Below are 10,176 nucleotides of genomic sequence, written 5' to 3'. Positions count from 1 at the left end.
GGTCGCTCTGCGCCAGACCGGCCGCCGCATTATCCTGGCCTTTACAGGTTCCGAGACAATCGTTCCCTGTGCCGCATCGGACTGCCGGCGCATCATGGGGAGTTCTCGCGCTAACTCTAAGTACGACGGGCTGCTAACCCGCCTATCACACACAAGCGTTCTCCTGCGGCTTGGAGATCGGCAGGCCAGCTTTCTCACCGATACCAAGCCTGCCATTCGACCCGCAGCTTCGGGAACGAATGCATCCTCTCCTCTCCCACATCCCGAAACCGCCACCAGATCTCGGTCCCCCGACCCTGGTAGCCAAGCGGGGAGACCCGGAAGATCCGGTTAAAGAAGGTCTGATACGAAAGCGCCGGCGTCGCTGGACTCTGTCCGAAGCCCGGAGATGCTTGATACTGCGTATACATCTTCCCAAGATCGACGACGATCCACCAATCCTCCAGGGGCGGGCGATAGCCTTCAAATCCCCAGGTATCCTCGAAGACATCGACCTTCTCCTCCGGATTATGACGCAAGACCTGCTCGACATAGTCGTAGGTGACGCGAACGCTTTCCCCCGCGGCAAAATGGACTTCATATAAGTCCATCCCTCCCACATGGGGAATCACCCTCCTTTGGAAAGGAATGGGTACCTGATTCCGCCAAACCCGAAATCGGATATTCGGGTAGTCGGGCCGCTCGCCATGCCCCATTGGCACGCGCTGCGGAGGTCCCCAATTCCGGAATTGGAGATAGACCAGGCAGCGCACGTAGGGCTGGAGGGGCCCCTGTCCGGAGCGCGACTTCGCCAGAAAGAGCGTGTAATATTGACGAACCCAAACGATCTGGATCGGCAGATCCTGGGCGCAGGCCGAGCGTCTGAAAGCAAGACCGGCGGCGAAGAACAAGACGAGGGCTGCCGGCGCAAGGAACCAACGCCGAAAGGCTCGCAGCCGGGGGGGAAGCAGGGCGACGGTCGTCATGGCATTTTCACCCGCAGAGCGTAGCAGCCCAAGCCCGAGAATCCCAACCAGCAGATCTAACCTACAGGGATGCGAGCGGTGATTGCCTTTGCTTCGCCCGCCCCGTAAAAGAAAGCAAGCAGACAGAGACACCAGAAGCCTATGGAAAACTTTCCCGCCACTTCTTTCGCTCAGCGGATCGGCGGTCCCCGGTTCGGCAAGGAGACGGAAATCTACAAGTTTGAGAAGATCAAGCGGGCCAAACGGGCGGCTCGCGACAAGCATCCGGAGATCGAGTTGCTCGATCTCGGCGTGGGGGAGCCGGACGAAATGGCTCCCGTTGAAATCGTCGAACGCTTGGCTGAGGAAGCGCGGAAATCGGAAAACCGTGGCTACGCCGACAACGGTGGACCGCAGCTCAAGGAAGCGGCCGCTCGGTATCTCCAGCGGGTTTGCGGGGTGATCGCCGACCCCGAGATAGAGATCTGCCATTCGATTGGCTCCAAGGCAGCCCTCTCCATTCTGCCCGCCTGCTTCATCGACTCCGGCGACGTCGTCCTGATGACCATCCCGGGCTACCCCGTCTTCGGAACACACGCTCAATACTATGGAGGCCAGGTCTTCCCCCTCCCTCTCCTGGAAAACAATTCCTTTCTGCCCGACCTCGAATCCGTTCCCGCCGACGTGCTGCGGCGCACCAAGGCGCTTGTCCTGAACTATCCGAACAATCCCACCGGCGCCACGGCGACTCCCGCTTTCTTCGAGCAGGTCGTCGCGTTCGCTCACCGCCACCGGATCGTCGTCATTCACGATTTTGCCTACGCGGGCCTGGTCTTCACGGGTTCGCCCTTGAGCTTCCTTTCCGTGCCGGGAGCCAAGGAGGTGGGACTCGAGCTCCATTCAGCGAGCAAAAACTTCAACATGACCGGCTGGCGATGCGGCTTCGTCGCGGGCGATTCGAGGCTCATCCGTGCCTATGCCTCCGTGAAGGACCACACCGACTCGGGCCAGTTTCTGGCGATCCAGCATGCGTTCGCCTACGGATTGGATCACCCGGAGATTACGCAGCGGATCGCACAAAAATACTCGCGCCGGATGGACCTGCTGGCGGAAGCCCTCCAACGATTGGGCTGCCCGGCACGCAAGCCGAATGCCTCGTTCTTTCTCTACACTCCCGCACCCCGCTGCGCTACGACCGCAAAGGGGACGATCCACTTCCCGACGGCCGAAAAGGCAGCGGAGTGGCTGATCACTGAGCGGCAGATCTCCACCGTTCCGTGGGATGATGCCGGTCCCCATCTCCGTTGGAGCGTAACCTTTCCCGCGCAAGGAGAGGAAGAGGAACGGCGGGTCGTCGCCGCCCTCGAAAAGCGGTTGGCCGACCTCCGCTTACAATGGAAGTAGCATCTTCCTCCTTCCATCCGGAAAAGAACGGCGGCTGCCGCCGTCCACTGCCCGATTCGCATCTTTCCCCTGCCGATGAGGCAGAGGAGTTCTTTTCGCCTCGCGGCCCTCTCTCCGCCGCGCGTCACTTTGAATTTCGACCCCAACAGGGGCGCATGGCGCGGGCGGTGGCCCAGGTACTCGAGGAAAAGGGCGTTTTAGCCGTCGAAGCGGGTACGGGGACCGGCAAGAGCCTCGCCTATCTTTTCCCCGCTCTTCGCTGCGCACACGACCTGGGTCAGCACGGCGTCGTCTCCACCCATACGCTCAACCTTCAAGCGCAACTCTTTGGCCGAGATCTGCCCCTCCTCCTCCGCACCCTATCCGACTCGTTCCGGGTCGTTCTTCTCAAAGGGAGGAGGAACTACTTTTGTCCTCGACGGATCGACCAAGCGCTCCGCCATGGGGGAGACCTTTTTGCTTTGCGAGAGACCGAGGAGATCCATCGGATCGCCCGCTGGTCCTTCGAAACCTCGACCGGTTGCTGCGAGGAACTCGATCCTCCCCCGGAGCCTGGCCTTTGGAGCCGACTCTGCTCCGAACCGCAGCTCTGCACCGCGAGGACCTGCCAGGACAATCCGCGCTGCTTCTATCAGCGGCTCCGAGACCAGAGCGCCGAGGCCGACCTCACAATCGTCAACCATGCCCTCTTCTTCTCTCTCTTGGCCGGCGGCCTCGGTTCCGACCCATGCGAAGATCTCTCCTTCGCCAAGGATTTCGTAATCTTCGACGAAGCCCATCAGGTCGAGACGGTTGCCGCTCGGCATCTCGGCCTCTCCCTCTCGGAGGGACAGACGCGATCGTTCCTGCAAAGGCTCTACCATCCTCGAACCGGTCGCGGACTTCTCTCCATTCTGCGCGCGGCCGCTTCGATCCGAAAGTCCAAGGAAGCCCTCAGCGCTCTCGCCTTGCTGTTCGACAACTTGCGTGCCGCCGCAAGCGCCTCCCAGAGTCGAGAAGTCCGCATCCTCCGGGCGGATGTTGTGCCGAACGTCCTGGACGCCCCCTTGGCGGAACTCGCCGAGGCGATCCAGGACACAGCCGCACAGAGTGCAGATCGCGACCTAAAGCGCGAGATGGAGGATCACGCTCGAAAGACCCTCGGCCTGCGAGCCGCCTTCTCGGCTTTCCTTGGGCAGTCTCTTCCCGATCACGTCTACTGGATCGAGGCTCAGGATTCCGGTTCCCCCGAAGGAACCCGTCTCGCCGCGGTTCCCCTGTCCGTCGCCCCGCTGCTCGAACGGCTGCTCTACCAAGGAGAACGCGCCCTCGTTTTCACCAGCGCAACGCTCACCATCGGCGGAAGCTTTCACCACTTCCAAAAGAGACTCGGCCTCCGCGAACCGCGAACCCTCGTTCTCGACTCCTCCTTCGACTACGTGCGGCAGATGAAGGTCTGCATCCCCAGCGGAATCCCCGACCCGTCGGAGAGCGTCTCCTACGAAGCGGCTCTGGAGGCTTGGATCCGCTATTTCACAACGCAAAGCCGCGGATCGGCTTTCGTCCTTTTTACGAACCGAAGAATGCTCTTCCGCCTCGCCTCCCGGCTTGCCTCCTTCTTCGAGGAGAAGGGCTTCCCCCTTCTCGTCCAAGACGGGATCGTCGACCGACACCGGCTGCTGGAGCGCTTTCGAGCCTCTCCCGGCGCGGTCCTCTTTGGGGCAGACAGCTTCTGGCAAGGGGTCGACGTCCCGGGAGAAGCACTATCGTGCGTGATTCTCACTCGGCTCCCCTTTGGAACGCCGGACCATCCGCTGGCGCAGGCGCGAGCGGAACGATTGCAGGCGGACGGGAGCGACCCATTCCTTTCCTATTTTCTCCCGGAAGCCCTCCTGAAATTTCGTCAAGGAATCGGCCGGCTGATCCGGAGCCGGGAGGATCGGGGTACGATCGCGATCCTGGATTCGCGCATCCTGACCAAGCGGTATGGCCGCTCTTTTTTCGGCGTTCTTCCCGATTGTCCCGTCGAGATTCTCGACCAGGATCCCCCGATCGCCTAACCGCCATTTCTCACAAATTGCGTAGCCGAGGCGCCGCAAATGGGCTTGGATGCAAGGCGCGGCGCCGGTTTTCCCCCGGAGCTGTATGAGGACATACCACGAGGATGGAAAACCAAGCCCAACGAAGCAGACGAGCCTATTTTGCAAGCCGCAGGAGAAAGCTTGTGAGAAACGGCGGTTAAGTTCGGGATCTCGCCAGGACCGCTCGATGCAGCCAGGAAGACTGGAACCCCCTTACGAACCGCGCGTCGTTTTTGAGAGCGATGACTTTCTCATCGTGGACAAGCCTCCCTTTCTTCTCTCTCATCCGACGCGCCGGAATGACCGCCCCAGCCTGCTCAGCTGGCTTGCCCAGGAAAGGAGAGGATCCTCGTTCTTCCTAGCCAACCGGCTCGATCGAGAAACCAGCGGCTTGGTACTCGTTGGCAAGGATGCGGCGGCGGCCTCCTCGCTCGGTCGACTCATGGAGAGGAGGCTGATCGAAAAGGAGTATCTGGCGATTGTCTGGGGAAGACTGGCTTACGACTTTCTCCAGATCGACGCCCCGCTGGGCTACATGGGAATCTCCGAGGAGAATCCCGTTGCCATCCGGCAAGGGATACGTCCGGAAGGGGCGCACGCGATCACGGTGGTGCGCTGCCTTTGTTCCGGAGAGGGAATCACCCTCCTCCGCGCCTTTCCGAAAACCGGACGCCTACACCAGATCCGGGTTCATCTCTCCGCCATCCGCCATCCGATCGTCGGCGACAAGATCTATGGGCCCGACCCGAAGTTTTTTCTTCAGTTCGCCGCTCACGGTTGGGATCCAGAACTCGCCGAGCATCTTTGCCTTGCTCGCCACGCACTCCACGCCTCCCGCCTCTCCTTCCGTTGGCACGGAAAAGAGCTGAGCGCGACCTCGCCACTGCCTCCCGACCTGAGCGGCTTTCTCCGGCGGCGGGGAATCCCTCTGCCACCGGCCTGAGATTCCGCGAGAGGCGGGTTATTCCGCCCGAAAGAACCGCTTGGCCCGCTCAAAGAACCCTTCCTGCTGCGGATGGGTTTCGGAACCGCAACTCGCCGCAAAGGCTTCGAGCTTTTGCCGCTGCTCCGCATTGAGGCGCGTGGGAACTTCGATCGCCACCCGGACCAGCAGATCGCCAATCCCTCTTCCGTGCACATCGGCCACCCCACGCCCGCGAAGTCGGAAGACCTGCCCGCTCTGCGTTCCCGCGGGAATCTTGAGCGTGGCCTTCCCCACTAGACAGGGTACAGTCACCTCCCCACCGAGCGCGGCCTGCACGAAGCTGATTGGCATGTCGCAATGGAGATCGTTCCCTTGCCTTTCAAAAACCTCATGCCGTCGCACATGCACCACGACGTAGAGATCGCCAGTGGGTCCCCCGGCCGTACCGCTTTCTCCATAACCTGCTAGACGAAGGCGATAACCGTCGTCGATGCCGGCGGGAATCTTGATATTCATCTCCGCCGTCTGCTTGACTCTTCCTGCCCCCCGGCATGCGGCGCACGGTCGATCGATGACAGCCCCGGTACCGTGGCACCGTGGACAGGTCTGGGCAACGGTCAAGAAGCCTCGCGTCACCCGGACTTGACCCTGGCCGTGACAAGTCGGACAAACCTTGCGCGCGGAGCCCGCAGCGACTCCGCTGCCTCCACAGACCGAGCAACTCTCGAGCTTGGGGAAAGCGATGTGCTTTTCGCAGCCCAAAGCGGCTTCCTCGAAATCGATTTCCAAATCGCAACGGAGGTCGGAGCCCCTTTCCTGGCGAGATCGCCTGCCCCCCCCACCGCCGAAGGCCTCTTCGAATAGACTCCCGAAAACCCCTTCGCCGAAAAGGCCGGAGCCGCCGAATACCTCTTTGAAAATTTCGAAAGGATCGTGAAAGCCAGCCGCCGTCGCGCCTCCCTGCGCTTCGAAGGCCGCAGGACCGTAGCGATCGTAGGCCGCGCGCTTTTCGGGATCGCTCAGCGCCTCGTAGGCCTTGCTCAACTCTTTGAACTTTTCCTCCGCCGCGCGGTCCCCGGCATTGCGATCGGGATGATATTTCAAAGCCTGCTTACGGTAGGCCTTTTTGATCTCCTCGGCACTGGCCCCTTTCGTTATGCCCAGAATCTCGTAGTAATCGCGCTGGGAGGTCATGGTTCCGGCGAATGAGCTTCTTCTCTGTCTCCCCGACTCTCCGGGTCCCTGGACGGCTTTCTGGCGACAGAAACCAAGGCGGGACGCAGCAGGCGGCCTTTGTAAAGATAGCCGCACCGTTGCTGCGTCGCGACCCTCCCCTCTTCGACTTCCTCGGTATCCACGAAGCCGACGGCCTCGTGCCGATGGGGATCGAATGGCGTGCCGACCGCGTCGATCACCTCCACGCCTTCCTCTCGAAGGAGGGTTTGAAACTGCGACAAGATCATTTGCATTCCCAGGACGATCGACTGGCCATCGGTGGCGTTCTTCGCCGCTTCCACTCCGAGAAGAAAGTTATCGACAACGGGAAGAAGCGCCTGGAGAAGAGAGGTGTTTGCCAATCGGATGGCATCCTCTTTCTCCTTGACCAACCTTTTCCGAGCGTTGTCCCAATCGGCCAGCGTTCGCAGCAAGCGGTCCCGCGCCTCGTCCGCCTCACGGGAAGCCTGCCGCCACTGATCGATCCGCCCACGACTCACCACCAAAAAGGCGGGCGCATCTCCCGCGGAAGTTTCGGTGATTGAGGGTTCACCAAGGTCTGCAGTCATACTCAAAGGAATTCTTACCTTAACTTCCGACTCGTTCCAGCGCAACAAGCGTCACGTCGTCGGCTAGATCCCCCGAGGCGCGGAGAGAGTGCAACTCTCGGAAAAGTTCCTCTAACGACTCCTGCGCGCCTCGCGGCATCGTCTTGCCAAGCATAGTGGCAAGCCTCTCCTTGTCGAGCACAGTCCCACTCGGCCCGACGGCATCGGTCATCCCGTCGGTGTAGAAGAGGAGGAGTTCGCCCGGCTCCAAGAAAAGGGAAACGTCTTCCAGAACCGAATCAAAGGCTTCACCGGAATCAATCCCCAGGCAAAGCCCCGGGGCATCGATCTGGATGACCCCGGAAGCACGGCGAAGGAAAGGTTCCTCTTGTCCGGCTCGAGCCAGCCGGATCTCACGATTTTTCGTGTCGATGACCGCGTAAATCATGGCCACTAGCGTGCGCTCGGCTAGATCATCGTGCAGCAGGCGGTTGACCCGACGCAACACCCCCGCCGGAGAACGGGAGCAACCGGCTTGGCAGCGCACCGCGACCCGACACATTCCTCCAATCAGGGCGGCCGCGATTCCTTTTCCAGCCACATCGCCGACAAGGATGCCGTAGGTATCGGGATCAATGGGCAAGAGATCGTAAAAGTCTCCGCTCAATTCTCCCGCGGCCGAGTGCATGGAAGCCACGCGGAAACCAGGCAACTCCCAGGCCGTTCGAGGGAAAAGCGAGTCTTGAAAGAGGCGGGCCGTGAGCAGTTCGGCCTCGAGGTGGTGCGCTTTCCGATCGCTGCTTCGGCAAACCGTCCCCTTCGCCAGGCGCAGGGCAGCTTCCCCGACCGCCTGAGCCGCACCGCGCTCGGCTGGACAGAGATCTCCACCCGGTTCAAGACAAATCGCCAGCAGGCCGAGCGGAAAGCCGTTCCCACTCAGCGGCAGAAAAGTCCAAGCGCCTTCGGTCTCCCCCTGCTTCGACCCGCTCCCTTCCCGCCCCGCTTTCCAGCGCCGCTGCGCCATCGCCTCTAACTCTACCGACAGCTTCCCCCGGCCCCAGATTCCGTCAACCTCCCCTCGCTCCCCGCCCGTCAGCAAGGCAATGCCCGATACTTTGAGAAATGCCGCCAGACGCTCTAGCAAGGTATAGACCAGAGACTCTGGCTCGCCGCCGCTCCCGAGCGCACGACCTAATTCCGTGATCAGGAGCAGTGACTCGTGCGAGTGGTTCAATGGATTGCCTGGATTCGTCACCACACGCCGCCGGCCTTGCGGGGAAATACTGCCGCTTCCCCGCGCGAGCCAAGCTCGCGCAGCAAAAATGGGCGAAACAACCGAACTCCGACGAAAGGCGCCAAACTCTAACGCGCCTCTCTGCGATCCACCGGGGCCACTTCGGCACCCAGGTAGGAAACAAGATCCTGAAACTTAGGCGCATTTCTCGGATCACATTCCAACAGGGCTCGATGAGCCTGAAGAAGCAGCTCTCCAGTCATTTCCTTGTGAGTTACACCCGATTCCAAGGGACGGAGATCTGCGGCATCGTAAGGCCCAAGCTTCTCCACGCACTCAAAGAGCCGATCCAGCCCCAAAGTTCGAATGGCCTCCATCACTCGACGGCTACCCCCGCCCACCTGGAGAACGCGTCCTTGTTTTCGCAACTTTAGCGCAGATCCCGCCAGCGTGCCAAGGAAAGTGCTATCCAGATAGGTGCACTCCATCAAATCGACTAGCAGCCTCTGGTTTCCGCGTTGAATGAGATCATCGCAATAGTGTCGAAGGGAAAAACAGTGCTCGAAGGAGCCTGCTCCGATGACCTTGAGCACGGGCGCCCCATTGAGGCTTCCGGCCTGTACGATCCCAGTTCTCACTCGAGTGACCTTACGCAACTCGCACAACACGTCAAATGGCTTTGCCCCCGACTCCCTTTCGCTCACCGGAGAAAGATTTAACGTACTCGAGCCACCGCGAAGAAGCGAGGAATTCCTCGGCGATCGCTCGTTTTCCTGCTAAAGAAGTGTGTCGATGACACGAACGAATGGTCCTCTCCTGCGCGGGTTGGTGCTAGGGTCGGGCACCTCTCAAGGAGTGCCGATGATCGGCTGCCGTTGTCCGGTCTGCCTCTCGCCGGACCCCCGGGATCGCCGGACCCGAGCATCGCTTTTCGTCGATGATGGAACGCTCCCCTTTCTCATCGACACCGCAACCGATTTGCGTTTTCAGTGTATTCGTGAAGGCATCGCCGATGTCGGTGCCGTCCTGTACACCCATCATCACGCCGATCACATTCTCGGCCTCGACGATTTGCGCCGTTTCTGCGAACTCCGGCAAGAACGTCTTCCCATTTATGGGCCCGCCATCACGCTCGAGATTCTCGCGCGCATGTTTCCCTATGCCTTCCAGGAAAAGGGAGGAACCGCGGGCTACGTTCGCCTCTTGTCTCACCCCGTGGAACGCTCTTTTCCCCTCGGCAAGCTGATCATTACTCCCTTGCCGGTTCCCCACGGCCGTATCACCACCTTCGGCTATCTTCTCGAACGGGATGGACGGAAGCTTCTCGCCTACCTGAGTGATTGCCAGGCCGTGCCGGAGGAGATCCTGTCGGCGATCCATTCGGTCGAAATTCTGATGATCGACGGCCTGCGCGACGAGCCCCATCCTACGCACTTGACCTCCCGGCAGGCGGTCAAGGTCGCGCGCCAAGCGGACGCCCGGCAGACCTACTTGACCCATCTGACCCACCATAAGAGCCATCGAGATCGCGAGGCCGACCTTCCCGCCGGCATCGGAGTCGCTTTCGACGGTCTAACAATCGTTTTGGACTAGCAGCCGTTTCTCACAAGCTTTCTCCTGCGGCTTGCAAAAATGGGCTTGTCTGCTTCATTGGGCTTGGTTTTCCATCCTTGCAGTATGTCCTCATACCGCTCCGGTGGAAAACCGGCGCCCCGCCTCGCATCCAAGTCCATTTGCGGCGGCTCGGCTACGAAATTTGTGTGGAGTCGAGGAGTGGCGCGGTGCGACGTAGGAGAGCCATAGCGGGAGCTGCCCCTTTCGGTATGACAGTGCCTGAGTATCTCTC

9 protein-coding genes are annotated in these 10,176 nt (G+C 60.7%); 4 read left to right on the top strand and 5 right to left on the bottom strand.

Translation table 11 applies throughout. From position 1 onward, the window contains the following. Positions 1-194: 194 nt before the first annotated feature. Entirely contained in the window at positions 195-965 is a 771-nt protein-coding gene (locus A37A_RS0108105; RefSeq protein WP_018291018.1) for a hypothetical protein, read from the bottom strand. 141 nt (positions 966-1,106) lie between these two features. Between A37A_RS0108105 and A37A_RS0108100 the strand changes: the two genes are divergently transcribed. The 3 genes from A37A_RS0108100 (at position 1,107) to A37A_RS0108090 (ending at position 5,351) form a co-directional block, all read left to right on the top strand. Then, complete coding sequence (locus tag A37A_RS0108100) at positions 1,107-2,348, top strand: LL-diaminopimelate aminotransferase (protein ID WP_018291017.1); 1,242 nt, start codon at positions 1,107-1,109, stop codon at positions 2,346-2,348. Further along, positions 2,339-4,387, top strand: coding sequence for an ATP-dependent DNA helicase (locus A37A_RS0108095; protein WP_018291016.1), 2,049 nt, complete (start codon positions 2,339-2,341; stop codon positions 4,385-4,387). The genes A37A_RS0108100 and A37A_RS0108095 overlap by 10 nt, the downstream gene beginning before the upstream one ends. A gap of 208 nt (positions 4,388-4,595) precedes the next feature. Then, positions 4,596-5,351: an RluA family pseudouridine synthase gene (locus tag A37A_RS0108090; RefSeq protein ID WP_018291015.1), complete on the top strand. Its 756-nt coding sequence runs from the start codon at positions 4,596-4,598 to the stop codon at positions 5,349-5,351. A gap of 18 nt (positions 5,352-5,369) precedes the next feature. Here the strand turns inward: A37A_RS0108090 and dnaJ are convergent, their stop codons facing one another. The 4 genes from dnaJ to A37A_RS16475 all read right to left on the bottom strand — a co-directional run bounded on the left by dnaJ (position 5,370) and on the right by A37A_RS16475 (position 8,968). Further along, positions 5,370-6,527, bottom strand: coding sequence for a molecular chaperone DnaJ (gene dnaJ, locus A37A_RS0108085; protein WP_018291014.1), 1,158 nt, complete (start codon positions 6,525-6,527; stop codon positions 5,370-5,372). Next, the gene (locus A37A_RS0108080; protein ID WP_231363829.1) at positions 6,524-7,048 is read right to left on the bottom strand and encodes a nucleotide exchange factor GrpE; all 525 of its coding nucleotides are present in this window, start codon (positions 7,046-7,048) and stop codon (positions 6,524-6,526) included. Before A37A_RS0108080 ends, dnaJ begins: the two co-directional genes overlap by 4 nt. Before the next feature lie 88 nt (positions 7,049-7,136). After that, entirely contained in the window at positions 7,137-8,354 is a 1,218-nt protein-coding gene (locus A37A_RS18305; RefSeq protein WP_018291012.1) for a PP2C family protein-serine/threonine phosphatase, read from the bottom strand. A gap of 104 nt (positions 8,355-8,458) precedes the next feature. Beyond that, positions 8,459-8,968: an STAS domain-containing protein gene (locus tag A37A_RS16475; protein ID WP_018291011.1), complete on the bottom strand. Its 510-nt coding sequence runs from the start codon at positions 8,966-8,968 to the stop codon at positions 8,459-8,461. Between the two features lie 154 nt (positions 8,969-9,122). Here A37A_RS16475 and A37A_RS0108065 point away from each other — a divergent pair, with 154 nt between their 5' ends. Continuing rightward, positions 9,123-9,923, top strand: a complete 801-nt coding sequence (locus tag A37A_RS0108065; protein ID WP_018291010.1) for an MBL fold metallo-hydrolase — start codon at positions 9,123-9,125, stop codon at positions 9,921-9,923. The last annotated feature ends 253 nt before the right edge of the window (positions 9,924-10,176 follow it).

The organism is Verrucomicrobium sp. 3C (assembly GCF_000379365.1).
Classification (GTDB): domain Bacteria; phylum Verrucomicrobiota; class Verrucomicrobiia; order Methylacidiphilales; family Methylacidiphilaceae; genus Methylacidimicrobium.
This window is presented reverse-complemented; position numbering and strand designations above follow the sequence as displayed.

Excerpts from the sequence above, each read along its gene's own strand:
- A37A_RS0108105 (WP_018291018.1), bottom strand. The coding sequence starts at position 965 with ATGACGACCGTCGCCCTGCTTCCCCCCCGGCTGCGAGCCTTTCGGCGT.
- A37A_RS0108100 (WP_018291017.1), top strand. The coding sequence starts at position 1,107 with ATGGAAAACTTTCCCGCCACTTCTTTCGCTCAGCGGATCGGCGGTCCC.
- A37A_RS0108095 (WP_018291016.1), top strand. The coding sequence starts at position 2,339 with ATGGAAGTAGCATCTTCCTCCTTCCATCCGGAAAAGAACGGCGGCTGC.
- A37A_RS0108090 (WP_018291015.1), top strand. The coding sequence starts at position 4,596 with ATGCAGCCAGGAAGACTGGAACCCCCTTACGAACCGCGCGTCGTTTTT.
- dnaJ (WP_018291014.1), bottom strand. The coding sequence starts at position 6,527 with ATGACCTCCCAGCGCGATTACTACGAGATTCTGGGCATAACGAAAGGG.
- A37A_RS0108065 (WP_018291010.1), top strand. The coding sequence starts at position 9,123 with ATGACACGAACGAATGGTCCTCTCCTGCGCGGGTTGGTGCTAGGGTCG.